General features: G+C 73.5%; 15 protein-coding genes. 2 read left to right on the top strand and 13 right to left on the bottom strand.

What is annotated here, in order from left to right:
• Positions 1 to 53 precede the first annotated feature (53 nt).
• From AC3CHW_RS21000 to guaA, 4 genes are all read right to left on the bottom strand, one after another.
• The gene (locus AC3CHW_RS21000) at positions 54 to 4,565 is read right to left on the bottom strand and encodes a SpaA isopeptide-forming pilin-related protein (protein WP_488467493.1); all 4,512 of its coding nucleotides are present in this window, start codon (positions 4,563 to 4,565) and stop codon (positions 54 to 56) included.
• A 774-nt stretch (positions 4,566 to 5,339) separates the two neighbouring features.
• Positions 5,340 to 5,951 (bottom strand): DoxX family protein, encoded by a 612-nt coding sequence (locus AC3CHW_RS20995; protein WP_488467492.1) that lies wholly within the window; start codon positions 5,949 to 5,951, stop codon positions 5,340 to 5,342.
• Positions 5,952 to 6,200: 249 nt separating this feature from the next.
• On the bottom strand, positions 6,201 to 6,653 hold the full coding sequence (locus AC3CHW_RS20990; protein WP_488467491.1) for a MarR family winged helix-turn-helix transcriptional regulator: 453 nt from the start codon (positions 6,651 to 6,653) through the stop codon (positions 6,201 to 6,203).
• A 405-nt stretch (positions 6,654 to 7,058) separates the two neighbouring features.
• On the bottom strand, positions 7,059 to 8,657 hold the full coding sequence (gene guaA, locus AC3CHW_RS20985; protein WP_488467490.1) for a glutamine-hydrolyzing GMP synthase: 1,599 nt from the start codon (positions 8,655 to 8,657) through the stop codon (positions 7,059 to 7,061).
• A gap of 254 nt (positions 8,658 to 8,911) precedes the next feature.
• Between guaA and AC3CHW_RS20980 the strand changes: the two genes are divergently transcribed.
• On the top strand, positions 8,912 to 9,364 hold the full coding sequence (locus AC3CHW_RS20980; RefSeq protein ID WP_488467489.1) for a chorismate mutase: 453 nt from the start codon (positions 8,912 to 8,914) through the stop codon (positions 9,362 to 9,364).
• A 1,516-nt stretch (positions 9,365 to 10,880) separates the two neighbouring features.
• Positions 10,881 to 11,999 carry an LAETG motif-containing sortase-dependent surface protein gene (locus tag AC3CHW_RS20975; protein ID WP_488467488.1) on the top strand — a complete coding sequence of 373 codons (1,119 nt, stop codon included), beginning with the start codon at positions 10,881 to 10,883 and terminating at the stop codon, positions 11,997 to 11,999.
• A 147-nt stretch (positions 12,000 to 12,146) separates the two neighbouring features.
• On the opposite strand, the gene AC3CHW_RS20970 is transcribed toward AC3CHW_RS20975, so the two are convergent.
• The 9 genes from AC3CHW_RS20970 to AC3CHW_RS20930 form a co-directional block, all read right to left on the bottom strand.
• A complete protein-coding gene (locus AC3CHW_RS20970; protein ID WP_488467487.1) occupies positions 12,147 to 14,063 on the bottom strand; it encodes a GMC oxidoreductase in 1,917 nt (638 codons plus the stop codon).
• Positions 14,064 to 14,090: 27 nt separating this feature from the next.
• Positions 14,091 to 15,728: a succinic semialdehyde dehydrogenase gene (locus AC3CHW_RS20965; protein WP_488467486.1), complete on the bottom strand. Its 1,638-nt coding sequence runs from the start codon at positions 15,726 to 15,728 to the stop codon at positions 14,091 to 14,093.
• Positions 15,729 to 16,009: 281 nt separating this feature from the next.
• Positions 16,010 to 17,914 carry a serine/threonine-protein kinase gene (locus tag AC3CHW_RS20960; RefSeq protein WP_488467485.1) on the bottom strand — a complete coding sequence of 635 codons (1,905 nt, stop codon included), beginning with the start codon at positions 17,912 to 17,914 and terminating at the stop codon, positions 16,010 to 16,012.
• An 87-nt stretch (positions 17,915 to 18,001) separates the two neighbouring features.
• Positions 18,002 to 19,654, bottom strand: a complete 1,653-nt coding sequence (locus AC3CHW_RS20955) for a serine/threonine-protein kinase (protein ID WP_488467484.1) — start codon at positions 19,652 to 19,654, stop codon at positions 18,002 to 18,004.
• Positions 19,655 to 19,705: 51 nt separating this feature from the next.
• Positions 19,706 to 20,779 (bottom strand): serine hydrolase domain-containing protein, encoded by a 1,074-nt coding sequence (locus AC3CHW_RS20950; RefSeq protein WP_488467483.1) that lies wholly within the window; start codon positions 20,777 to 20,779, stop codon positions 19,706 to 19,708.
• Between the two features lie 125 nt (positions 20,780 to 20,904).
• Entirely contained in the window at positions 20,905 to 21,846 is a 942-nt protein-coding gene (locus tag AC3CHW_RS20945; RefSeq protein WP_488467482.1) for a DUF6895 family protein, read from the bottom strand.
• Complete coding sequence (locus tag AC3CHW_RS20940; protein WP_488467481.1) at positions 21,843 to 22,799, bottom strand: hypothetical protein; 957 nt, start codon at positions 22,797 to 22,799, stop codon at positions 21,843 to 21,845. The genes AC3CHW_RS20945 and AC3CHW_RS20940 overlap by 4 nt, the downstream gene beginning before the upstream one ends.
• Positions 22,796 to 22,972 carry a hypothetical protein gene (locus AC3CHW_RS20935; protein ID WP_468062119.1) on the bottom strand — a complete coding sequence of 59 codons (177 nt, stop codon included), beginning with the start codon at positions 22,970 to 22,972 and terminating at the stop codon, positions 22,796 to 22,798. Before AC3CHW_RS20935 ends, AC3CHW_RS20940 begins: the two co-directional genes overlap by 4 nt.
• A 442-nt stretch (positions 22,973 to 23,414) precedes the next feature.
• On the bottom strand, positions 23,415 to 24,755 hold the full coding sequence (locus AC3CHW_RS20930) for a M64 family metallopeptidase (protein ID WP_488467480.1): 1,341 nt from the start codon (positions 24,753 to 24,755) through the stop codon (positions 23,415 to 23,417).
• Positions 24,756 to 24,806: the final 51 nt, after the last annotated feature.

Here is a 24,806-nt window from a genome sequence, read left to right as displayed (position 1 = left end):
GCACCACCGGGCCGGTTCGGCCGCCCAGTCATGGACGGCCGAACCGGTGAGCGTCAGGAGCGCGAGTCGGCGTGCGGCTGGTGCTCGCCGCCCTTGCCGTGCTCGCCGCCCTTGCGGTGCTCGTCGGCCTTGCGGTGCTCGTCGGCCTTGCGGTGCTCGTCGGCCTTGTGGTGGTCGCCGTTCTTGTGGTTCTTGTCGTGCTTCTTGTTCTTGTTGGGGGTGCTGTGGTGGTCGTGACCGTGGTTGTTGTCGCCGTTGCGGCGGCCGTCCTCGCCGTGCTGGCCGTTCTTGTCGTGCTGGCCGTTCTTGCCGTGGTGGCCGTTCTTGTCGTGGTGGTGACCGTTGTTGTGGTGGTGGCAGTTCTTGCCGTGGTCACCGTGGTTGCCGTGCTCGCCGTGGCGGCAGTCGCGGCCGTGCTCGCCGTCGCGGCCGTGGTCACAGCACTTGCAGTGGTCGCAGCACTCGCACGGCGGCTGGGGCTTGCAGTCCTTGCCCTTGCACGGCTCGCCGCGCTTGTTGGCCAGTTCCACGGTGACGCCCTCGGAGCTGTTCTCCTTCGTCACCTCGTACGGGCCGGAGACGGGGTTGTCCGGCAGTTCGTACCCCTCGGGGACGGCCGTCTCGCGGAGGTAGTACTCCCCGACCGGAAGGCCGTCGAAGGTGCACACGCCGGCCTCGTCGGTCGAGCAGCCCCGGTCCTGACGGGTGTCGGGGTTGTCGCCCCTGGTCTGCAAGCCCGCGACGCCGTTGGTCTCCCGCCACAGTTCGAAGACGGCGCCAGCGAGCGGCTGCCCGTGCTTGGCGTCCTTCTTCAGCAGCTTGATCGAGCCCTTGCCGGGAGGCGTGGCCTTGCGCGTGTTCTTCGCTTCGACCCGTACGCCGGCCTCGGCGTTCTCCTCGGTCAGCGTGAGCGGACCGAAGGTGGTGTCGTCCGGCAGCTCGTAGCCGTCGGGGGCCTCGTTCTCGACCCAGTAGTACGTACCGAGGCTGGTGGCGTCGGCGCACACACCGCTGGCCGGGGTGGTGCAGGTGGAGACCCTGGTGTCCGGGTCGCCGCCCGTGGTCTGCAAGCCCTCGGTGCCGTTGCTCTCCCGCCACAGCGTGAACTCCGCACCCGCCAGCGCGTCGCCGGTCTCGGCGTCGGTCTTGAGCACGCTCACCTCGCCGGTGGTGGGCTCCGGCTCGGACGAGCGGTGGTTCGCCGCCTCGATGCGGACCCCGGTGTCGGCGTTGTCCTCGGTCAGCGTCAGCGGTCCGAAGACGTTCGGGTCGGGCAGGTCGTACCCGTCGGGTGCGGCCGTCTCCTCCCAGTAGTACGTACCGAGTTCGCTCGTGTCGGCACACACGCCGCTGGCAGGCGTCGTGCACGCCGAGACCCGGGTGTCCGGGTCGGCGCCCGTGGTCTGGAGCCCGGGCGTGCCGTTGCTCTCCCGCCACAGCACGAACTCGGCGCCGGCGAGCGGGTCGCCCGAGTCCGAGTCCGCCTTCAGCACGCTGACCTCACCGGTACCGGGGGGCACGGTCGAAGCGGTGTTCGCCGCCTCGACCCGCACGCCGGCCTCGGCGTTCTCCTCGGTCAGCGTCAGCGGACCGAACACGTTCGGGTCGGGCAGCTCGTACCCGTCGGGAGCGTCGGTCTCCTCCCAGTAGTACGTACCGAGGCCCGTCGTGTCGGCGCAGACGCCGCTAGCGGGGGTGGTGCAGGTGGAGACCCGGGTGTCCGGGTCGGCGCCCGTGGTCTGCAACCCCTCGGTGCCGTTGCTCTCCCGCCACAGCGTGAACCCGGCGCCGGCGAGCGGGTCACCGGTCTCGGCGTCGGTCTTGAGCACGCTCACCTCACCGGTGGTCGGCTCCGGTTCGGACGAGGAACTGTTCGCCGCCTCGATCCGCACGCCGGTGTCGGCGTTGTCCTCGGTCAGCGTGAGCGGACCGAAGACGTTCGGGTCGGGCAGGTCGTACCCGTCGGGAGCAGCGGTCTCCTCCCAGTAGTACGTACCGAGTTCGCTCGTGTCGGCGCAGACGCCGCTGGCGGGGGTGGTGCAGGTGGAGACCCGGGTGTCCGGGTCGGCGCCCGTGGTCTGGAGCCCGGGCGTGCCATTGCTCTCGCGCCACAGCGTGAACTCGGCACCCGTCAACGGGTCACCCGTCGCCGCGTCCGTCTTCAACACGCTGACCTCACCGGTGCCGGGCGGCACGGTCGTCGCGGTGTTCGACGCCTCGACGCGTACGCCGGCGCCGGCGTTCTCCTCGGTCAGCGTCAGCGGACCGAAGACGTTCGGGTCGGGCAGGTCGTACCCGTCGGGAGCGGCCGTCTCCTCCCAGTAGTACGTGCCAAGGCCGGTCGTCTCGGTGCATTCGCCGCTGGCCGGAGTGGTACACGCCGAAACCCGGGTGTCCGGGTCGGCGCCGGTGGTCTGGAGCCCAGCCACGCCGTTGCTCTCGCGCCACAGCACGAACTCAGCACCCGCCAACGGGTCACCCGAGCCCGCATCCGTCTTGAGCACGCTCACGTCACCGGTCACCGGCGGCTCAGGCGAATCCGTGTTCTCCGCCACAACCCGCACACCCGTATCAGCGTTCTCCTCCGTCAACGTCACCGGACCAAACACCGGATCAGCGGGCAGCTCGTAACCATCCGGAGCCGCCGTCTCCTCCCAGTAGTACGTACCGAGACTGGTGGTGTCCGCGCACACACCACTGGCAGGAGTCGTACACGTGGAAACCCGGGTGTCCGGGTCGTCACCCGTGGTCTGCAACCCCTCGGTGCCGTTCGTCTCACGCCACAACGTGAACTCCGCACCCGCCAACGCGTCACCCGACGCCGCGTCCGTCTTCAGGACGCTGACCTCACCGGTCGTCGGCGGCACCGGGGTGGAGCTGTTCGCCGCCTCGACGCGTACGCCTTCGGCGGCGTTCTCCTCGGTCAGCGTGAGCGGGCCGAAGATGTTCGGGGTGGGCAGGTCGTACCCCGGAGGTGCCGCGGTCTCTTCCCAGTAGTAGGTGCCGAGTTCGGCGGTGTCGGTGCATTCGCCGCTGGCCGGGGTCGTGCATTCCGAAACCCGGGTGTCCGGGTCATCGCCGGTGGTCTGGAGCCCAGCCACGCCGTTGCTCTCGCGCCACAGCACGAACTCAGCACCCGCCAACGGGTCACCCGAGCCCGCGTCCGTCTTGAGCACGCTCACATCACCGGTCACCGGCGGCTCAGGCGAATCCGTGTTCTCCGCCACAACCCGCACACCCGTATCAGCGTTCTCCTCCGTCAACGTCAACGGACCAAACACCGGATCGGCAGGCAGCTCGTAACCATCCGGAGCCGCCGTCTCCTCCCAGTAGTACGTACCGAGACTGGTGATGTCCGCGCACACACCACTGGCAGGAGTCGTACACGTGGAAACCCGGGTGTCCGGGTCATCGCCCGTGGTCTGCAACCCCTCGGTACCGTTCGTCTCACGCCACAACGTGAACTCCGCACCCGCCAACGCGTCACCCGACGCCGCGTCCGTCTTCAGGACGCTGACCTCACCGGTCGTCGGGCCGGGGCCGGTACCGCAGTCCGGCAGGTCACCGTTGAACGGGTACGCGTGGAACTCCTGGCCGCCGCCACCGGTCGCCGAGCTCGTGTGGGTCAGCGAGCCGGTGGTGAACATGCGGCCGTTGACGCCGGGGAGCGTCACCGTGGTCGTCGACGTCTGCTCGCCCACCAGGACGCTGCCCTGGAACTGGCCGCTGCCGACCAGGTCCACCGACGTGGCGTCGGGGAAGTTCCACAGCAACCGCTCGCGGTAGGCGTTCAGCGGGTCGTCGTCGGTGATGCCACCGCTGTAGGTGTTGATGGTGCGGTCCGCGCCGACGATGTTGACGAGGATCGTGGCGTCGGCCGGGATGCCCGCGAAGGCGATGCCCTGCGCGCCACCGCCCGCCCCCACCATGTCGAAGTCCACGTTGAACACCTGGAGCGAGGAGGTGCCGTCGCCGGTGAACAGCGTCTGGTAGCCCTGGTTGACCGCGGTGCCCGTGGCGGGTCGCGGCGCGCCGTCCACCCGCGCGTAGCAGCGGCTGGCCGCCGTGAGCTCGTCCCGCAGGGCGGTGTACGGCGCGACCGCGTCACTGTCCTGGATGGTCGTGCCCCGGACGGTGCCGGTGAGCGTCCCGGCGTGCCGGACGATGCCCTGCTCGCCGACGACGCCGCCGGTCGTGTCCAGGACCTGCCCGGGCGCGATGGTCACGTCGCCACCGGTGCTCAGGAAGTCCGAGCCGTCCGGCGGCGGGACGCGCGAGCCGACCCCGACGATGCCGAGGTTGTAGAGGCCGCCGGTGACGGCGTCCTTGTTCTGGTCGAAGTTGTCGAGCACGACCACGCGGCCCTCGGCCTCGGCCGCCCGGCCGCGCACCAGGAAGTCGTCGCCGACGAAGATGTTGATCGCGTCGTCCCGGCCGTGGAAGGCGTCGTTGTTGACCGGCGGGAACGGGTCGGGGCATGACCCCGGCACACACGGGCCGAGGCCGCCCGGCAGGGGCGCCGCCGCCGCTGGCGGTGCGCTCAGGCCGAACGTCAGGATAGGCACGGCCGTGGCGACCACGGCACATGCGACGCCGGCGGCGCCGGCGCGTGATCGGAGCGCGGCTAGGCGCTCGGAGATGGGTCTCATGCGCGGCATCGTGCGTAGCCGCACGGGGTGCGGCGGCCAGTGACACGGGCGCTTGCGCCGGTCACCTGGACGATCCCACCCATACGGGCTGATTAACGCCAGCCGCGCTTAGGCCGTTCGTGCCCCGCTGGCCGCGCTTGTGCGCCCCGGAGCGCACGAGTGCGCGCGAGGCCGGTCACGGGCGGCCGGCCACCGCTCCGATGCGCCGTCGGCCCGGCCCACCAGCGCCCCGGCCCGTCCCGGGCCGGCCCCGCCGTACCGGTGCCGGCCACCACGCCGCCCGCCCCATCGCGCCGCGCCACGAGGGGCCCGCGATGGTACGAGCGGATCGCGGCGCCCGCGCGGCGAAGCTCCGCCGCTGCCGGGTCCGCGTGGTGCGTTCTGGCGGGCCGTGGTAGGGCCTCGGCCGGGGCCCGGAGCGGGACCGGCCGAAGGCGCGACGGCCCCCAGCCCGCCGGGGCGCGTAACGGCCGACGCCTGGCAGCACGTACCAGCGACACGCCTCAGCGGCAGAGACAGCGGCGGGACGCGGCGACAGCAACCCACCAGCGCACGAGCCGGCCACCGGGGCACGGCCGGGACCGCGACCGGGGCCACGCCCGGAGGACCGCAAGCGGCCCACGCTCGGAAGGGCGGCGGACGAAGCTCGCCCGGAAGGTCAGGACGAGCGGCGCCCCCCGGACGCGTCGCTCAGCCGAAGACGCGGCCACCGCGACGCCCGCGACCGAGACCGCCACCGCCACCGCCACCGCCACCGCGACGCCAACGTCCAGCCCCACGACGCCAGTGGTTGCGGGCGAGCGCGGCGTCCACGGACAGGTACGGGGCGCCCGCCAGGACGAGCGGCAGCCAGGCCATCAGATAGGCCAGGTCATTGCCGTAGTAGTACGGCTCCGTCGACCAGCTCACCGTCAGCCACAGACTCAGCGAGATCAGCACCCCACCGAGCGCCGCCAGCCGGGCCAGCAGGCCGAACAGCGTGCCGAGGCCGACCGCGAGTTCGCCGCAGGCGATGGCGTAACCGAAGCCGGTGGGCGCCTTCAGTGCCAGGTCGACCAGGTCGGGGAAGGCCGCCGACGGGCGCGCGAAGCGCATCGTCTCGCCGATCGAGTCCGGCCCGCTGTCGGACAGGAACGACGCGTCGGTCAGCTTGTCGAGGCCGGCGTAGACGAAGGTCACGCCCAGGAAGACGCGCAGCGGCAGCAGGGCGTACGGGGCGAGCGCGGAGCGCCAGCCGCGCTGTCGCCCGCCGGGCGGACCGCCGGTCGCGCCGCCGCCCGCCGTCCACCGTCCCTGGGTCATGGCCTCGCCTCTCGGTCGCCGGGCCCCCAGTGTCCCCGCGGGGCCGGCCGCGCGCCTGTGCTGGAGCCCCCTCCGGCACACCGGCCGCGGCCGGTTCGCAGCCGCACCCGCCCGGACCTGCCGGCCCCACTCAAGCGACCGGCGGTCAGCCCGGATCAGCCCCCGGTCAGCACCGGTCAATACAGGCCAGCCCCGGACAGGCCGGGCCAGGTCAGGGCCAGGTCAGGGCCAGGTCAGGGCCGGCGCTGGTCAGTCAAGGTCGCTGTGGCCGTCGAGGTTGTCCACGACCCGCCGCAGCAGGTTGATGAGCTGGACGTATTCGGCGTCCGAGAAGCCGGCGCGAATCCGGGCCAGCGTCTGCGGCACGCGTTCCCACAGCGTGGCGAGCGCGGCGGACCCCTCCTCCGTCAGCCGCAGCCGCTGGTCCCGCCCCTCGGCGAGCCAGCCGCGCCCGGTGAGGTCGTCGGCGACCGAGTCCGTGACGGACGAGTCCACGTGGTGCCGCAGCCCCGCGGGCAGCTCCGCGCGCGTCAGCCCGTCGTCGGAGCGGTTGATCAGGTTGAGCACCCACCACTGCGGCTGCCGGATACCCATGGTGCTCAGGGTGTCGTTGATGCTGCCAACGACCAGTTCCTGGGCGACGCCGGTCCAGTAGCCGACCGGCTGCTTCAGCAGTTCCTCGTCCGAGTACGTCTTGAGCACGGTCCCTCTCCTCACGGTCGGGGCCACCTCGCACGGACCGCCGCGAAGGCGGTCGCCCCGCGACAGCGGGTTCGGGAACGCGTGGTGACTTGCGCTGATGTACGCATCCGCGGAGCGGTGCGGCCTCCCGACAACGAGATCACCGTAAAAGTTGAACCATTATTCAAGTCAACCGCTCGCGGCCGGCCCACCCCAGCCCCGCCGACCGGCCCGCGCACCAGCCCGACCCGACCGACCCACCCCGCCCACCACCACGAACGACCGTCCCGCCCCACGCGCCAGCCCGACCCGACCGGCCCGCCCCACACACCACCACGACCCGCCCACCACCACGAACGGCCGCGCCGCCCCCGGGGGATCGGGGGCGGCGCGGCCGTTACGCGGGGCACGGTGAGGCGGGAGGGGTCACTCCCACTCGATGGTGCCGGGGGGCTTGCTGGTGACGTCCAGGACCACCCGGTTGACCTCGTCGACCTCGTTGGTGATGCGGGTGGAGATGCGCGAGAGCACGTCGTACGGGAGGCGCGACCAGTCGGCCGTCATCGCGTCCTCGGAGGAGACCGGGCGCAGCACGATCGGGTGGCCGTAGGTGCGGCCGTCGCCCTGCACGCCGACCGAGCGAACGTCGGCGAGCAGCACCACCGGGCACTGCCAGATGTCGCGGTCGAGGCCGGCCGCGGTCAGCTCCTCGCGGGCGATGGCGTCGGCCTCGCGGAGCAGGTCGAGCCGCTCCTTGGTGACCTCGCCGACGATGCGGATGCCGAGCCCCGGGCCCGGGAAGGGCTGCCGCTGGACGATCTCCTCGGGCAGGCCCAGCTCCTGGCCGACCATCCGGACCTCGTCCTTGAACAGCTTGCGCAGCGGCTCCACCAGCTCGAACTCGATGTCCTCGGGGAGGCCGCCGACGTTGTGGTGCGACTTGATGTTGGCGGTGCCGGTGCCGCCGCCGGACTCGACGACGTCGGGGTAGAGGGTGCCCTGTACGAGGAAGGCGACGTCCTCGCCGGCCTCGCCCGCCTCGGCGACCAGTTCGGCCTGGGCCTGCTCGAAGACCCGGATGAACTCCCGGCCGATGATCTTGCGCTTCTGCTCCGGGTCGGACACGCCGGCCAGCGCGGTCAGGAACCGCTCCTCTGCGTCGACCACCTTGAGCTGCACGCCGGTGGCGGCCACGAAGTCCTTCTCGACCTGCTCGGACTCGCCCTTGCGCATCAGGCCGTGGTCCACGTAGACGCAGGTGAGCTGCGAGCCGATGGCCTTCTGCACCAGGGCCGCGGCCACGGCCGAGTCCACGCCGCCGGAGAGCCCGCAGATCGCGCGCTTGCTGCCGACCTGCTGACGGATGGCCGCGACGGCCTCCTCGACCACGTTGCTCGTGGTCCAGGTGGGCTCGATGCCGGCGCCGCGGTACAGGAAGTGCTCCAGGACCTGCTGGCCGTGCGTGGTGTGCATGACCTCGGGGTGGTACTGCACGCCGTAGAGCTTCTGCTCGTCGTTCTCGAAGGCGGCGACCGGGACCACGTCGGTGGAGGCGGTGACGGTGAAGCCCTCGGGCGCGGCGGAGCACGCGTCACCGTGCGACATCCACACGGTCTGCTGGTCCGGGGTGCCCTCGAAGAGCGTGGAGCCGGACTTGGCGACCGCCAGCGGCGTCCGCCCGTACTCCCTGGCACCGTTGTCGTCGACGGTGCCGCCCAGCGACTCGGCCATCAACTGGAACCCGTAGCACATGCCGAAGACGGGGACCCCGGCTTCGAACAGGGCGCGGTCGACGCGCGGTGCGCCCTCCTCGTACACCGACGAGGGGCCGCCGGAGAGGATTATCGCCCGCGGGTTCTTGGCGAGCATCTCGGCCACCGGCATGGTGGACGGCACGATCTCGCTGTACACCCGCGCCTCGCGCACGCGACGGGCGATGAGCTGTGCGTACTGCGCGCCGAAGTCGACGACGAGGACGGGGTCCGGCTCGTGCGCTTCGGTGGCGGAGGGAGTCGCTGATGGCACTGGGGCGGCCTTCCGGCGGTGGTACGGGGGGTTGGACTTTCTATCCTAACGGGCCCATACTCTGCTCCATGTCCACGCACATGACCTTCGTCTTTACCTATGGCACCGGCCCGTCCGGCTGCCATGGTCGTGCTGCTTGATCACTTAAGCGACTTCCCAGGCGCCCCGGGCCAGCCAAGGCCCGGGGCGTCCTGCGTTGTGCCGGGTCTGTGGTCGACCCGGGGGCCGGTGAACCCCCGGACCAGGAGAGACCCATGAACACCGCCAACACCGCGACCCCCGCCCCCCTCGCCCCCTCGGCCACCCCGCCCGCCGATCCGGCCCGCCCGACCCGCCCGGCCGCCACGACCGATCCCGCCACCACCGGCACGCCCCGGCCCGCGGCGACCTCCACCGCTCGGCCCGCCGCCCCGCGACCCGCCCGGCCATCGGACGCCGAGGCCACCGGGGCCCGTACGGAGGCCGCGGCGGGCGCCATCCACGACGCCCGGCAGCGCATCGACGACCTCGACGGCCGGATCATCGGCCTCGTCCAGGAGCGCGCCGCCGTCTCGGCCGCGATCCAGCGCGAGCGGATCGCGTCGGGCGGGCGCCGCGTGAACCTCGCCCGCGAGCTGGAGATCCTGAACCACTACCGCGACCAGCTCGGCAAGCCCGGCACGGCCCTGGCCATGACCCTCCTCGAACTGTGCCGGGGCCGCGCCTGAGCGGACCACGGCCGGAGCCGTCGACGCCCGGCCCCGAGGACCGGCCCCCGACGGCCGGGGCAACCCGCGGCCTGACCCACCCAACCCACCCGGTCAGCCCGACCCGCCCAACCCGACTCGTCCAACCCACCCGGTCAGCCCGACCCGCCCAACCCGACTCGTCCTACCCACCCGGTCAGCCCGACCCACCCAACCCGACCCGGCCGGCCGGGGTCGGGCTGACCGGCGTACCCGGACGGCGGGCGGCTGGCGCGGGCGGGCGCGCCCGGGCGCGGCGTACGAGGCGTACGGAGCGGGGCGCGGACGGGGCGGCCGGGCGGGGGTGGGGGCGTACGCCAATGCCCCGGCGGGCCGGTACGGCGCGCTCGGGTCCCGGTCGTACGCCGGAGCGCCGGCGGGGGCGCGGTGGGGCGGGCCGAGTGTCGGGAAGGGCATTCGGCGGGCGATTTGCGGCGTGTGCGGAATCGTTTAGTCGCCCGGCACGTCGAGCCGTCACCCGTACGGCGCGTGACCGGCTCGCGCGGCCTGTCGTTGGGCCACGTGTCCGCGCCAGCCAGGAGCGGCCCCATTCCACGCGTGGCTTCCGTACCTGTTCATCGGGCGCCCAGCAGCGGCAGGACGGATACCCGAAGCGATGAGACGCGCTCCCCGTGGTGACGCAAGCGGAGCACGTCGTGGGACCTCGCTTCGGTCAGGCGACCGGACGGCAGGGGACAGCAGCCCGGTCGCCACACCAACGGTCGGTCCCGGGGACGCCTGGGGCCGACCGCATCCGGTCGAAACGGTTGCGCCGGATGTGGCATATCCACCACGATGCAGAGCGAGGCCCCCCGCACCGCACCACCCTCCTTCCGGGTGGCGCTCCCGCCGTCGACGGCCCGACCAGCCGCGATGGGCAGACCCGCGACCGGTGCGCGCGGGCCGCGACACCGAGACCTTCCCGGCCAGCGGCGCGACCCCCCGGCGCCGCCTCTCAGCACCGGCGCTGCCCTGACGCCGATGCTGACCGCCGAGAGCCCCGTGGACGCCATCCCCCCGCGGCGTCCGCGGGGCTCTCGCACATCGGCGCCCGCCCGCACCTCCCCCGGCCCGGGCGGGCGCCCCCCAACTTCGCGTAAGGCAGCGGCAGTTGGACTCACCCGGGCCACCCACGGCACCGCCGGAGGCCACGCCCGGGGCCCGTGGCCGCACCCCGAGCCCGCGCCCCAGAGCCGTACCCACGGGCCGTACGCAAGCCGTACGCCAGCCATCCGCCGCCGAGCGGAGGGCGGCGCTCCGTCACACCGAAGGCACCGACCGGGCCGGGCCCGTGAGCGGATTCCCCAGGTCACCACGGACGGTCCAGAGCACACGTGAGCTAGATCACCGCGAGTTGTGATCATTCTGTGTGCAACCTTTGGCCAGGACTGCTGGTCATGTACGTGCAAACGCACGGCCATGACGCGCCCCGCCGCGACGGCCAACCCCGCGGACGCCGCTCCCCTTGGCGGCTCCTTTGGACCCCGAAGAGGTCTTCATGAAGCTTCGCCGCACCCTCACGGCCGCCGCGGCCACGGCGGCCCTCCTGCCCGCGACGCTGCTCGCCGCGCCCGGTGCGTACGCCGAGGAGCCGTCACCGACGCAGACGCCGACGGGTACGCCGGACCCGACACCGACGGGCGACCCGACCGGGAACCCCACCGGCACGCCGACGGGCACGCCGACCGGGGACCCGACCGGCAACCCCACGGGCACGCCGACCGGCGACCCCACCGGGAACCCGACGGGCAACCCGACCGGGAACCCCACCGGCAACCCGACCGGCGAGCCCACGGGCAAGCCGACCGGGAAGCCCACGGGCGAGCCCACCGGGAAGCCGACCAGCACCCCCACCGACGGGCCGAGCCCGACGCCCACCGACTCCGAGCCGCCCGCGCTCTGCGAGGACAGCGACGAGTACGCCGAGGACCCCGACCTGAGCACCACGCTGGTCGGGCTGCCGTCCAAGGTCGTGGCCGGCAGCGGCTACCACGGCTTCACGTTCCGCGTGAAGAACACCTCGGACCGCTCCTTCCAGCGCGTCGACCTCGGCATCCTGGCGGGCACCGCGCACGCCGAACACCCGGAGGGCACCGGCAAGTACCTGACCCTCCAGTTCAAGAACCCCGACACCGGGGCCTGGGAGAGCATCTCCACCGACCAGGACGACGACGCCCACGGCTACGTCGGCTACACCTCGGTACGGGCGCACGAGACGATCCGCCTCGACCTGCGGCTGAGCGTCGCCAAGGGCGCCCCCGACGGCTTCGGGTACGCCATCTCCATCGGCGCCTTCGCCGACGAGGAGGGCAACTGCGTCTACTCCAGCGGTGACTACTACGACTTCGAGGTCGTGAAGTCGGCCGCGCAGCTCCCGGGCGGCGACGAGTCCCAGGTGCCGGACGCCAAGCCGCAGGGGGGCAAGAAGCCGCTGCCGGCGCCGATCCAGAAGCGGCCCGTCGGCAACAAGGCGATCCACCCCGTCGGCGAACTCGCCAACACCGGTTCGGACTCGAACCTGCCGACGATCGCGATGATCGGCGGCGTGGCGATGGTCGCCGGTGCCGGCGCCATCCTCGTCGTGCGCCGCCGCAAGGCCGGGGCGACGCCCGCGTAACGCGGACACCTCACCGGGTACCACCGGCCGCGCCGCCGGAGCGAGAGCGGCGGGCGGTCGAGCGGGGGCCGGGTCGGCTGGACCACCAACCAGTCGACCCGGCCCCCGCGTCGTGGGCCCCGGCGCGGGGCGCGACCCGGCGCGCGGTTACGCCTCGGCCATGGGTTCCGGCGCCCCGTCCGGGACGGGTCGTGGCGGGATGGTCGGCATCGGCAGGAACGGCAGGTTCAGGGCGCCGAACGCGCCCTCGGGCACCGCGGGACGGCGCGGAGCCACGGGTGCGAGGCGCCGGTAGGGCTCACCCTGCGCGGGCCGCGGGTCGGGCTCGCCCTTGTTGGGCCACAGCGACATCGCCCGCTCGGCCTGCGCCGTGATGGTCAGCGACGGGTTGACGCCCAGGTTGGCGGTGATGGCCGCGCCGTCCACGACGTGGATGCCGGGGTGGCCGAAGAGCCGGTGGTACGGGTCGATCACGCCGTGCTCGGCGTTGGTGCCGATCGGGCAGCCACCGAGGAAGTGCGCCGTGAGCGGGGTGCCCATGAGTTCGCCGACGTTGGTGCCGGCGAAGCCGTTGATGGACTCCGCGACCAGGCGTGCCGCCTCCTCGCCCTCCGGGATGCGGTCCGGGTTGGGCGCGCCGTGCCCCTGCCGCGCGGTGAGCAGGCCCTTGCCGAGCCCCTTGGCCTTGCGGTAGGTGGTCAGCGAGTTGTCGTGGGTCTGCATGACGAGGCCGATGATGGTCTTCTCGGACCAGCGCCAGTTGGACAGCGCGCGCCCGGCGAGCACCGGGTGGCGCAGGTTGGTCGCGAGGAAGCTGATCCAGTTGGGCACCCGCTCGCGGTGGGTGAACTGGAGGATGGACAGCGAGCCCATGGCGTTGGAGCCCTTGCCGTAGCGCACCGGCTCGATGTGCGTGGTGGCGTTGGGGTGGATGGACGAGGTGATGGCCACGCCCTTGGTGAAGTCGGCCCGCCGCTCGCCGCTGATCTTCCGGTAGCGCCGGTCGGTGGTCTGCGAGCCGAGGATGGCCTCGGAGTTGGTGCGGGTCAGCGAGCCGAGCCGAGGCGAGAGGCGCGGCAACTCGCCCCGGTCGCGCATCGCGTGCAGCAGGGTCTGGCTGCCGTACGTGCCGGCGGCGACCACCACCTGGCGGGCGCGCAGCGTCCTCGGCCGGGCGCCGCGGCGCCGGTCGGTGGGGACGGTGGCGACCCGGTAGCCGCCGTCGGGGTGTTCGCCCAGGCCCACGACGGTGGTCATGGGGTGGATGGTGGCCCCGGCGCGCTCGGCGAGGTGGAGGTAGTTCTCGTTCAGGGTGTTCTTGGCGCCGTGCCGGCAACCGGTCATGCACTCGCCGCACTCGGTGCAGGCCCGCCGCGCGGGGCCGACACCGCCGAAGTACGGGTCGGGCACGGTCTCGCCGGGCGCGGCCCGTACGCCCTCCCCGGTGCCCTCCGGCGCGGCGTCGTCGCCGTCGCCGAAGAAGACGCCGACGGGGGCCATGTGGAAGGAGTCCCCCACGCCCATCTTCTCGGCCGCGTCCCTGAGGTGGACGTCGGAGGGGGTGAGCGTCTTGTTCAGGCGTACGCCGAGCATGCGCCTGGCCTGGTCGTAGTAGGGGCGCAACTCCTCCTGCCAGTCGGTGATGTGTCCCCACTGCGCGTCCTGGAAGAAGGCGGGCGGCGGCACGTACAGCGTGTTGGCGTAGTTGAGCGAGCCGCCGCCGACGCCGGCGCCGGCCAGCACCATGACCTTGCCCAGGACGTGGATGCGCTGGATGCCGTAGAGGCCGAGCGCGGGCGCCCACAGGTAGTTGCGCACGTCCCAGGAGTTCTTCGGCAGTTCGGCGCGGGTGAAGCGGCGGCCGGCCTCCAGGACGCCGACCCGGTAGCCCTTCTCGCTCAGTCGCAGCGCGCTGACCGAGCCGCCGAAGCCGGAGCCGATGACGAGGACGTCGTAGTCGTACGCGGCGTCGTCGTGCTCGGAGGTGGGGTCGGCGGCGGGGCCGGGCGAGGCGTGGGCGGAACCGGGGGCGGAGCCGTTGTGGACAGAGTTGTCCCGTGACACTGGGGTACCTCCGTAGGAACGGGCGGGTCAGCGGAGCCGGAGGGCCTTCATGGCGCGCAGGCCGCGGGTCATGAGCTGGGCGTACTGCTCGTGCGAGAGGCCGAAGGAGGGGGCGAGCGGGACCAGCCGCTGCTGGGCGACGGTCTGCGCCTCGGTGTACTTGAGGATGCCCTCGCTGCCGTGCCGGCGTCCGAGCCCGGAGTCGCCCATGCCGCCCATCGGCGCCTGGGCGCTGCCGTAGGCGGCGGCGTAGCTCTCGTTGACGTTGACGGTGCCGGCGCGCAGCCTGGCGGCGACGGACCGGCCGCGGGCCCCGTCACGCGTCCAGACGCTGGCGTTGAGGCCGTACGGGGTGGCGTTGGCCCGCGCGACGGCGTCGTCCTCGTCGGTGAACCGGTAGATCGACACGACCGGCCCGAAGGTCTCCTCCTCGCAGACGGCCATCGCGGGCCGCACGCCGTCCAGGATGGTCGGCTCGTAGAAGTACGGGCCGATGTCGGGCCGCGCCCGCCCGCCCGTGACGACCTTGGCGCCCCGCTCGACGGCCTCGTCCACGTGCCGCCGTACGGTGGCCAGTTGGCGCTCGGAGACCAGTGAGCCCATGTCGGCGCCGTAGGCGAGGTCGCCGCCGAGCCGCATGGCGCGGGTGCGGGCCGCGAAGCGCTCCACGAACGCGTCGGCGACCGACTCGTGCACGAACAGCCGCTCGATGGAGATGCAGAGCTGGCCGGCCGACGAGAACGAGCCGCGCACCGCGCCGGCGGCGGCCTTGTCGAGGTCGGCGTCGCGCAGCACGAGCATGGCGTTCTTGCCGCCGAGTTCGAGCGAGCAGCCCACCAGGCGGGCCGCCGCGCCCTGGGCGACCTCGCGGCCGGTGCGGGTGGAGCCGGTGAAGGAGACGAAGTCGGCGTGTTGGACGACGGCGGGCCCGATCACCGGCCCGTCGCCGAGCACCACCTGCCACACGCCCGCCGGCAGCCCGGCCTCGATCAGCAGCTCGCGCGCCCACAGCGCGGTCAGCGCGGTCTCCGTGTCCGGCTTCATCACCACGGCGTTGCCCGCGACCAGGGCGGGCAGCGCGTCGCCGACCGACAGCTCGAAGGGGTAGTTCCACGGCGAGATCTGGCCGACGACGCCGCGCGGCTGGCGCAGCTCGGTGACCCTGGTGAGGGTCGGTGTCACGCCGGTGTGCCGCCTGGGGGCGAGGTAGCTGGGCGCCTTGCGGCCGTAGTGCCGGGCCGCGACGCTGACGGCCTGCACCTCCTCGTGCGCGTGCAGCCGGGCCTTGCCGGTCTCCGCCTGGATGAGGTCGAGCACCTCGGCCTGGCGGCGGAGCACCAGGTCGTGGAAGCGCAGCAGGACGGCGGCCCGCTGGCGCACCGGGGTCCGCGCCCACAGGTACTGCGCCTGGCGGGCCCGGTCGAAGGCGGTGGCCACGTCCTCGGGCGTGGACTCGGGCAGGTCGGCGAGCTTGGCGCCGGTGGCGGGCGCGTGGTTGCGGGTCTTGCCGCTGCCGACGACGTCCCGGGTGAGCCGGGCCACGAGCTCGGGGGTCACCACGTCGGCCGCCGTACGGGTGCCCGCCGGGGCGGCGAAGACCGGGTTGTCCGCGGCGGCGGGGAGCGTGCTGACAGTGGCCTGCGTGGTGCCCTTCGAGTCCGTCATGCGGGTGAGCGTATTCCCGCCGGAGCCGTTTGGGTACCCGACGGTAACCCCTTTTCACCGCATGGACACGACCGCGCTCCCCGCCCGCTTCACCGCGCCAGTAAACGCTGGCGACATCTGCCCTGGTCAGGGGCGTTGCACCCGGCGGCGGGACGGTCGAGTCGGGTCGGCGACCGGTTTCGGCGCCGGCCGCGAACCCGGCCGCCGCGTCCCGCCCCCGGGGCCGCGGAGCGCGCGGGCCGGACACCTCCGCGCCCGCTCCCGCGCGTCTCCCGCTGCGGCTACAGGTCCTTGATCCGCAGGTGCTTGACCAGGTCCTTGAAGAGTCGCTCGCCCTCGGCGCGCGGCTTGCCCTTGGCGGGCATCTCCACGACGAGCTGCCACTGCACCTTGGAGTCGTTCATGTAGTGGAACTCGCGGCGGCGCAGGTCCTCCGGGTTGTCGGAGTCGTTGGTGGTGTACGTGGCGGTCAGCTCCGCGGCCTTCTTGCCGTGGTACGTCGTCGCCCGCACCGAACCCTCCACGGAGTCCTCGGTCCAGCCGTACTCGTAGTAGTCCTCCTGGTAGTCGTCCAGGTAGGAGTTGGCCTCCTGGAGCGCGCTGGGCGCGTCGGACTCGTCGGTGACCGGGTCCCGGTTCAGGGTGATCCAGAAGACCTTGCCCGGGTCGAGCAGCGTGATCTCGTCGTCGTCCTCGCTGAGCGTGTAGTCCTCGGGCGCGGCGAGTTCGGCGCGTACGCGCTGCTCGGCGTCGACCGTCTTCCAGCCGGCCGGCGCGTCGTCACCGCCGCCACCGAACGGGTTGACCACCACCATGACCACCGCGACCGCGACCGCCAACACCCCGCCAGCGAGGCCGAGTTGACCCTTGCGGCCACGCAGCCAACCGGGGAGCCGGGACGGGCCGGCGGCCGGCGAGCCGGCGCCGGCGGCGGCGAGCATCGTCGGGAGCTGTGGCGCCGGGCGGGCCACCGACTCCAGCACCTGCCGGGCCTCGGCCGCCGTGGGCCGCGCCCCCGGCTCCTTGCGCAGCAACTGCATGATCAGGGTGCCCAGCGCGCCGGAGCCACGGGCGGGCGTCTGCGGCTCGGCCGACAGGACCGCCTGCAGGGTGGCGGGGTGGTTGGTGCGGCGGAACGGGGACATGCCCTCGACCGCCGCGTACAGCACGACGCCCAGCGACCACAGGTCGGACTCGGGCCCCGGCCGCTGGCCGAGCACCCGCTCGGGGGCGATGAACTCGGGCGAGCCGATGAACGCGCCGGTCTCGGTGAGCCCCTGCTCGCCCTCGACCTGGGCGATGCCGAAGTCGGTCAGCACCACCCGGCCACCGCCTGGCCCCTCGCCCTGGCCGGCGCCGACGCGGCCGAGCAGCACGTTGTCGGGCTTGACGTCACGGTGCAACACGCCCGCCTCGTGCGCGGCGGCCAGCGCGCCGAGCACCTCGACGCCGATCCGGGCCGCCTCGCGCGGGTCGAGGGTGCCGTCGGCGAGCACGTCGCCCAGCGACCGGCCGCGCACCAGCTCCATCACGATCCACGGGCGGCCGTCCTCGACCACCACGTCGTGCACGGTGACCACCGCCGGGTGGTCGATCCGGGCGGCGGCGCGCGCCTCGCGCTGCATCCGCTGGTAGACGGTCTGCCGCTCGCGCTCGGGCAGGCTGTCGGGGACGCGCGGCTCCTTGACGGCCACGTCGCGGTCCACGATCTGGTCGTGTGCCTTCCACACGGTGCCCATGCCGCCGTGCCCGAGCCGGGACACCAGCCGGTAGCGGCCACCGATCAGCCGGCCCGCGTCCGGATCGGCCGCCGCGGCCCAGGCCGCGTCCGCCCCGGCGGTGGTCGGCGAGCCGCCGCCCGCCGCGCCGGCGGGCCCGGCGAACTGGGTCGGCTCGTACGCCCGCTGCCGCCCCGCCGACGGCTGGTACTGATCGCGCTGTTGGCCCTGTCCCTGGTGCTGGCCCTGGTGCTGACCCTGCTGCTGCCCGGCGGCCGGTCCGTACGCCGGCTGGCCCTGGCCGTGGGGCCGCGCCGGGTCCTCGTGTGGCGGGTGCTGGCCCTGGCTCGCGACCGCCCCGGCACCCTGCCCGGGGGCCGGCTCCGGGGCGACCGGGGGCTGCGCGCCGCGCGGTGGCTGGAGCCCGTAACTCGTGGGCTCGTTCGCCCGTCCCCCATGGTTATTCATGGGTTAATCATTACCTCGCGCCAGTGGCGCGTTTCCACCGGCCTCGGGCGGGCGCGGCCGATGGTGACCAAGCCGTTGCCACCCGCGTCAGTTACCGCCGCCGGGGCGATCGAAGGTATCCACAGCGGTATCGAAATGTCGCCTACCTTCGTCTTTTTCCGCTACAGGGGCCGATACCCACACGTCGTACATCCGGCCCCCCTCGTCCCAACTGAGGTCGTACGTCCGCCGCGCCCCGCCGTCGTCCCGCGCCCCGTTCCAGGTGAACTCCCACAGCGCGGCCGGCCGGCCGTTGTGCGTGGTCTCGGTGACCCGCCCGTCGCGGTAGCCCTCGTAGCGCCGCGGGCCCTCGGCGTGCGCCTCGCGCATCACGCGCACCGCGCCGCGCGGGTCCAGGGTCTGCGGGTGGATGCCGATCCGGAACGCCTTGCCCGGCGAGTAGTAGTACACGCGCGGCGCCTCGTACGAGCGGGTGTACCCCTTGGGCACCGCGACCCGGAACCCGGCCGGGTCGGTGATCAGTTCGTACCCGTCGGGCGCGGCCGTGGGCACCGTGGTGGGACCGGTCGGCGGCTGGTCGGTGGGCGCGTCGTCCCGTTCCCCGGTTCGGTCGTCCGCACCGCCCGGAGTCTTGGTCCGCTCGCCCCGGTCGCCATTGTCGCCGTCCTTGTCGCCGTCCTGGGCGCTGTGTGACGCGCCGTCGTCGCCCCGCTCCAGCAGCACCACGGTGCCGGCGGCGAGCCCGGCCAGCGCGACGGCGGCGGCGACGGCCAGGGCCACGGTGCGCCCGCGCGACCGGCGCGCCGGTCGCCCCGGGCCGGCGCCACCGGGCGGTGCCCCGTCGGGCGCGGCCGGGCCCGGGGGCGGGGCGTGCGCGGCGGGGGCCAGTGGGAGGCCGTCGTCGGAGGTGGGGTGCGCGCCGTACGCGCCGAGCAGCGAGATCGCGCTGGCCGCGGTGAGCCGGCGCGCCGGGTCGCGCTCCAGCAGCCCGAGGACGATCGGCGTGAGGGGGCCGGCCTGCGCCGGCGCGCGGATCTCGTCGAAGACGACGGCGTGCAGCACCCCGCCCAACGAGTCGCGCCGGAACGGGGACTCGCCGCTGACCAGCGTGCACAGCAGCACGCCCAGCGACCACAGGTCGGACTCGGGTCCGGTCCTGCGGCCCGACATGCGCTCGGGCGCGGTGTACTCGGGCGAGCCGACGAAGGTGCCGGTCTCGGTGATGGTGGTGGCCCCGGCGACCTGGGCGATGCCGAAGTCGGTCAGCACGACGCGGCCGGTGTCCGCCTCCATCAGCACGTTGGCCGGCTTGATGTCGCGGTGCAGCACGCCGCGCGCGTGCGCCGCGCCCAGCGCGTCGAGCAGGGCGAGCACGATGCGGGCCGCCTCGCGCTGGCCGACCGGGCCGCTCTCGGCGATCTGGTCGGCCAGGGAGCGGCCGTCGACCAACTCCATGACGATCCACGGGCGTTCGTCCTGCTCCACCACGTCGTGCAGGACGATGACGTGCGGGTGCTTGAGCTGGGCCACGGTGCGCGCCTCGCGGAGCGTGCGCTCGCGCTGCACCGGGGCGTCGAGCGCGGACAGGCCCTCGTCCAGGTGCAGTTCCTTCACCGCGACCTGGCGGCCGAGCAGTTCGTCCTGGGCCCGCCACACGGTGCCCATGCCGCCGCGCCCCAACTGCCCCACCAACCGATAACGCCCGGCGATCAGCCGGGCGTTGCCCCCGTTACGTGCCATGCGGCCATCTTGCATCACGCGCCACGGCGGGCCCGTGGCCGGGGGCCGCCGCTACGCGCCCTCCACACACCCCGTCGCCAACCCCCGCAACGCGCTGTACGCCCGCTGGATGAAGGCCCCGTTCGGGGCCGGCGCCCGGTTGGCCAGGGCGACCAGCGAGACGCCCGCCTGGGGGCTGAAGCCGGCGAACGCCGTGAAGCCCCGGGTTCCGCCCGAGTGGTGGTAGAGGTCGAAACCGGGGCGCGGGCGGATGTTCCAGACCAGCGCCAGCCGGGCGGTGCCGCGCGGCACCACGAGCCGGGGCCGGGTCACGTCCGCGAGGGCCTCGGTCAGCCGCGCCGGCGCGGTGTCCGGTGTCGTGGTCGGGTCGGCGAGCGCGTCGAGCAGGTCGAGCAGGTCGCGGGTGCTGGACCGCAGGGCCCCGGCCCCGGGCAGCCCGGGGATCTCCCACGGGGGGCGGGCCCTGCCGTGCCAGTAGCCGGTGGCCTGCGGTAGCTCGGGCGTGCACGTCGTGCGGCGCAGTCCGAGCGGGCGCAGCACCCGGGCGGCCAGGAGTTCCCCGTAGTCGCCGTACGCGCCGCGCCCCGGCGACGCGGCGCGGGCCAGCAGGTGGCCGAGGAGCCCGACGCCGAAGTTGGAGTAGCGGAACCGGTGGCCGGGGCGGGCCCGGGTGCGGGTGTGGCCGAGGGCGGCGAGCAGGTCCTCGGTGCGGAAGGTGGCGTACGGGTTGGTGAACCACTCCGGGGCGGCGCGGGTGAGGAAGCCGGGGGGCAACCGGGGCAGCCCGGAGGTGTGGGTGGCCAGGTGCAGCAGCGTGATCGGGCCGCCGGGCACCCGGGGGGCCGCGACGCGCGGCAGGAAGCGGGTGATCGGGTCCTCGTACCGCACCTCGCCGCGCGCCACCGACTCGGCCAGCAGCAGCGCGGTGAACGTCTTGGTCAGCGAGCCGAGTTCGAAGCGCGTGTCGGCGTCCACGGGGCGGCCGTCGCCCCAGGCGGTGCGCCCGTCGGCGAGGAAGACCCGGTCCGTGCCGCGCCGGGCGGCGACCGCGACGCCGCTGGCGCCGGGCGCCGCGCGCAACAGCGGCACCAGCGCCTCGGTGGCCCACGCCGGCTCGGCCCCCATCGGCGCCGGCCGCGCGCCCCCGCGCGCTCCCCGGCCGGTACGCCGACCCCCGTCCGCCTGGCCCGTGTCCGCCTGTCCCGTGTCCGCGCGGCCGGCGACCGCCGGCTCCGCGTCCTTCCGGCCGCTCACCGGTCCGCCGGCGCGTGCTGGCCGCCGCCGAGCGTGCGGGAGACCGCGAGGGTGCCCGCGACGGCGGCGACCACGGCGGTGTGCTGGTGGTGCGCGAAGCGCTCGTCGGGGTCGTCGGAGACCGGATCGCCGTCGCGCGGCATCAGGCCGTCCGCGTGCTGCACCCGGGCCAGCAACTCCCAGTCGGCCGCGTCACAGTACGGGCGCTCCAGGCAGCACCCGACGATCATCAACTCGGCGACCAGGTCCCACTGTTCGATCTCGGCCCAGATGTCGATCCACACCGGCAGCCAGGTCGAGACGTACTCGGTCAGCTCGTGCGAGAGCTCGGTGGGGCGGGCACCCCAGTCGGTGAGGTGGAAGACCGCGTGGGTCAGCGAGTAGCCGGTCATCCAGTCGATGAGCCAGGGTTCGGGGGTGCCGCCGAGCCAGGTGGCGCGGACGAGTTCGTCCCAGTCGTAGGCGTGCGGACCCTGGTCGAGGCCGATGAGCCGAGCGGCGTTGGCTACCGCGATCTTCCGGTTGGGTTGCTGCTCCAGGCCGCGCACGGTCCGCAGCGCGGTCGTGTGCGCGAGCAGCCGCTCCAGCGGTTCGTGCCGGTAGCCGCCCACCGTGAAGTGGGCGTACGTCTCCAGTGGGTCGCTCATCATCGGGTAGCGCAGCAGCCGCTCGTAGAGCATGTCGCCCTCGCCGAACTGCCGCCAGCAGTAGTCGAGCAGGGCACGGGCGACTCGGAGTTCGCTGGTGCCGGCCGCGGCCTCGCGCAGAACGAGGGTGGCCGCCAGGGCGGTCTCGCCCAGCGGCTTGTACACGCTGTTCGGGTCGCCGAGGTCGGCCGTGGTGTCGTCGGGCAGCGCTCCGCGCTGGTGGTGGGTGTGCAGCCAGGCCAGCGCCTTGGAGCTGACCTGGTGGGCGGTCTGGGTGACGGACGCCGTCATGCGGGGGGCTCCAGTGCGAGCAGTCGGCGGGCGATGGCCAGGTCGAGAGCGAGTCGAGGTCCACCGCCGCCGAACAGTTCGAGGTGCTCGATCAGCGGGGGCAGCTCCAGCGGCAGCGGCACCCCGTCGGACCCGAGGAGGGCGAGCCAGCGCACGATGCGCGCGGCGGTGGGGTGGTCGCGGCGGAGCAGGGCGCGGCTGGCGCCACGGGCCAGGGCCAGTGGGGCGCCGCGCGCCGCGCGGTGCACGGGTCCGTCGAGGCCGGGCAGCGCCAGCGGCGAGAGCTGTCCCATCCGCACCGACCAGCGCTGCCAGTCCAGGCCCGCGGCTTCGGTGGCGGACGCGGGGGGGTCGGCCGTGTACCCGGCGTCGGTGGCGTGCAGCCGGTCGGCGGCGTACGACCCCTCGGGGACGCGGACCGCCTCGCGCGCGCGGGGTCCGCCCGCGCCGTACGCGGCCCGCAGCCGGTCGTCGGCCAGCAGCGGCGCGCCCTGCGGCTGCGGCGCCCGCACCCCGGTCACCTCGGCGGTGTCGATGCCGGTCAGCTCGGCCAGGCCGGCCGCGGCGGAGCCGGCCGCCGCGGGCCCTTCGGGCGCGGTGAACCGGCCGAGCAACTCGGCCATCGCCCAGTCGCGCCAGGCCACGACCCAGGGTTCGGCGGGGCCCGCCGGGGGCGGGGTGGGGGAGGTGACGGGGGGCGGGAAGATCGTGAAGGAGGTGGCGAAGGCCGCCGCGTCCTGGGGGTGGAAGACGCTGTCGCCCCACAGGAACGGGGCGAAGGTGTCCGCTCCCACGACCCGCAGGGCGGCCAGCGCGGCCTTGGGATCGTCCGCACGCTCCACGTGCTCGGCGACCAGGGCCGTGCCCCCGGCGCCCCGGAGGGCGCCGAGGACACGACGAGCCAGGTCGGCCGCCGATTCGGCGTAGGCCGTCTGCGACCGATCGGGGCTCACTTGTCCTTCGGCTCCTTCGGCGACAGGAGCAGCAGGAGCAGCAGCTTGCCCGCCGCCTGCGGCGTGTACATCGGGGCGTCGCTCAGCGGCGCCTCGGGCTCGGTCATCAGGTGACCGACGGCCGCTTGGTCGGTGGGAGTGGCGAGTAGGGATGCGGTGTTCTGAGCAAGCATCGATGCCTCCTCAATAGACGTAGCCATCGCTGTCGATGGCCGCTCACGATGTCCCAATTTACACCTATTCATCCTTATCCGTAGGGCCGTGCGGTCACCCCAGGCGCACCGGGCATACATCCACACCATCGGATCTACGCCAGAGCCAGCCGGAAGAGATGAGCCGTCAATTACTGACCCTTAAATAGAACGTCGTAAGAAATAGGCCGTACGAAGGGACTCCGACCGACCGAACGGACCGGGCCGCCGACAGCCCGACCGGCCCTCACCGATCCCCGCCCCACCCGCGCCCGACACGCCAGCGGCGGCCGGCACCGCCGGGCTCCCACCCGACGCACACCGACCGCCGCCGCACCTACCTCAACTCACCTGGCCAGTCGCCCACTTGATGCCACGCACGGCAACCTGCGGTGAGGGGGCGATCACCGCCCCGGGGCGCGGATCAGCCGCGCACGCGCCAACTGCGGGTGTCCGTCAGGAGCTTGCGCAGCTCCGGGTCGCGCACCGCGGTCGTGCCGTCGGTGGCCCGAACCGAGATCCGCTGGCCGTGGCCGCCCGGCCGGACGCCGAGCGAGGCGGGCGTGACCGTCTGCTTGTCGCGCGCCCGGCGCACCTCGCGCCCGTCCACGTACCAGCGCACCGACGCCGACGCCGGCACCCGCACGCTCACCCGCTGGCCTCGGGTCAGCGGCCGGTCCGTGGGGACGTCGCTGGCCAGCACGCTCGCGTGGCGGTAGAAGCCCGCGATCATCGCCTCGCGCCCGGGCAGGTTGAACGCCCGGCCGAGGGTGCGCATGATCGAGTTCTCGGTGGGGCGGTTCAGGCCGCGCGGGTAGTAGCCGCCGCCCTCGTACGCGCCGACCACGCCGCCGTCCGGGGACTGCTGACCCAGCCAGCGGTACCACTTGGTGCGCTGAGTGGCCATGGCGGACGCGCCGAGCGTGCTGATGTTGGCGTCGGTCGGCTCGGGGCCTGTATAGGTGCCGTACTCGTCGTAGACGTACTCGTCGGCGAGCTTGCCCAGCGAATGGCCCGTCTCGTGCACGGCGACCTGCGCGGAGTCGGGGTGGTCGGAGGAGACGGTGGCGATGCCGTCGTAACCGGGCCCCGACGACACGTCGTTGTAGCCGGCGCCACCGTACTTCGCGGCGTTGCTGACGACGATGACCAGGTCGGCGGCGGGCGCCTTGGCGGCGTACGACTCGACCTTGTCGGTGTCCACGCACAGCAGTCGCTCCAGGCCGTCGCACCAGAAGTACGAGCCGAGCGCGGTGTCCTTGACGACGGACTGCGTGGGGTCGCCGGAGACGCCGGAGTCGTTCGAGACGGCGTCCACGGCCCACACGTTGAACAGCCCCCGGTACGCGTCGTACGGGGCGACCGCCGAGACCTGCTGCCACTTGGCCCGGGCGTCGGCGTGGAAGTCGGCCTGCTCGGCCGCGGTGTAGCCGTCGCCGACGACGACCACGTCGAGCTTGTCGGCGGTCGACCCGTTCTCCACGATCGGCGTGACGTCGCCGTCCCCGGCGCGTTCCGCCGCGGCCAGCGGCTGTTGGGCGCGCGCGATGCGTTCGGGCGGCTCGGCCGACACCCGCACGTGCCGGCCGTGGCCGCCAGGGCCGGAGAAGTACTCGACCTCGTGCGTCCGCTCGCCGCCCGCGGCCCCCGGCCGCTGGCCCGCCGCGCCGCCGGCCGCGCTCGCGGTGCCGGTCAGCACCGCGACGGCGGTGACCCCCGCGGCTATCGCGGTGGTGCGGATGCGGGCTCGTGCGCGTCTGGGCATGGCAACTCTCCCGGGGGCCGGTTACATAAGTGGCTGATTAAGCCGAGTTAA

The sequence above is a fragment of the Streptomyces sp. MGP-BFMKR1 genome, from assembly GCF_057766585.1.
The sequence above is the reverse complement of the archived record's forward strand: the minus strand, read 5'-3'. Positions and strand labels throughout refer to the sequence as shown.

What these genes read in the sequence shown, in the direction of transcription:
- AC3CHW_RS20960 (WP_488467485.1), bottom strand. Translation starts at nt 17,914, where the DNA reads ATGAATAACCATGGGGGACGGGCGAACGAGCCCACGAGTTACGGGCTC.
- AC3CHW_RS20945 (WP_488467482.1), bottom strand. Translation starts at nt 21,846, where the DNA reads ATGACGGCGTCCGTCACCCAGACCGCCCACCAGGTCAGCTCCAAGGCG.
- AC3CHW_RS20995 (WP_488467492.1), bottom strand. Translation starts at nt 5,951, where the DNA reads ATGACCCAGGGACGGTGGACGGCGGGCGGCGGCGCGACCGGCGGTCCG.
- AC3CHW_RS20930 (WP_488467480.1), bottom strand. Translation starts at nt 24,755, where the DNA reads ATGCCCAGACGCGCACGAGCCCGCATCCGCACCACCGCGATAGCCGCG.
- AC3CHW_RS20935 (WP_468062119.1), bottom strand. Translation starts at nt 22,972, where the DNA reads ATGCTTGCTCAGAACACCGCATCCCTACTCGCCACTCCCACCGACCAA.
- AC3CHW_RS20950 (WP_488467483.1), bottom strand. Translation starts at nt 20,779, where the DNA reads ATGGGGGCCGAGCCGGCGTGGGCCACCGAGGCGCTGGTGCCGCTGTTG.
- AC3CHW_RS20955 (WP_488467484.1), bottom strand. Translation starts at nt 19,654, where the DNA reads ATGGCACGTAACGGGGGCAACGCCCGGCTGATCGCCGGGCGTTATCGG.
- AC3CHW_RS20965 (WP_488467486.1), bottom strand. Translation starts at nt 15,728, where the DNA reads ATGACGGACTCGAAGGGCACCACGCAGGCCACTGTCAGCACGCTCCCC.
- AC3CHW_RS20980 (WP_488467489.1), top strand. Translation starts at nt 8,912, where the DNA reads ATGAACACCGCCAACACCGCGACCCCCGCCCCCCTCGCCCCCTCGGCC.
- AC3CHW_RS20975 (WP_488467488.1), top strand. Translation starts at nt 10,881, where the DNA reads ATGAAGCTTCGCCGCACCCTCACGGCCGCCGCGGCCACGGCGGCCCTC.